This is a genomic window from Vibrio sp. E14, from assembly GCF_020515785.1.
GTDB lineage: Bacteria > Pseudomonadota > Gammaproteobacteria > Enterobacterales > Vibrionaceae > Vibrio > Vibrio diabolicus.
Genome location: NZ_JAHPJI010000047.1, coordinates 1 through 552 on the forward strand (window position 1 = coordinate 1; position 552 = coordinate 552).

At 37.9% G+C, this 552-nt stretch carries 1 protein-coding gene; it reads left to right on the plus strand.

Translation table 11 applies throughout. The annotated features are described in order from the left end of the window. Nucleotides 1–25: 25 nt before the first annotated feature. Nucleotides 26–451, plus strand: coding sequence for a hypothetical protein (locus LIX84_RS23390; protein WP_226422280.1), 426 nt, complete (start codon nt 26–28; stop codon nt 449–451). The last annotated feature ends 101 nt before the right edge of the window (nt 452–552 follow it).

Consider the following 552-nt stretch of genomic DNA (forward strand, 5'->3'; position numbering starts at 1 on the left):
GTGCTAGGAGATAATAAGGAGCATTATGAACTCTACATTGAGTATCCCTACGGACAATCCTTACAAATTGATGGCAATAATTGGTTCGGTGATATTTATCCTAAGTCTGTATTTTCTCGGATATCAAACGTACCGATTCAATGACTCTGTTTTCGAATCGTTGGAGAAAATTTCGATTATTTCATCAAATGTAGAGTTGTCTGAGTCTGACAAGGATTATCGTATTGCGATTGAAGAACGGAAAATAGAAATAATTGAGAATGATCGGAAGTTTCTACCTTTCGGTTGCGCCATTTTCTCTGCAATAGGTTTATTTCTCGGTTTTTACGGTTTTCGTCATTGGCTGATCGAAGTTTATCCCGTTGAGGATTCTATGAGGAAAGCACAGCTAAAAAACTTGGAACTTTCTAATCAAGAGCGGTCTCGTTTTAAAGTTAAAAAACGCACATAACAAAGCGTTTAAGACGGATTCACAACGCTTGGTGCTCTCGTTTATATCAGCTTAAGTGTTTACGGCACAATGATTTAGAATCGGTGTTAGCGTTGTTCACC

What these genes read in the sequence shown, in the direction of transcription:
- LIX84_RS23390 (WP_226422280.1), top strand. Translation starts at nt 26, where the DNA reads ATGAACTCTACATTGAGTATCCCTACGGACAATCCTTACAAATTGATG.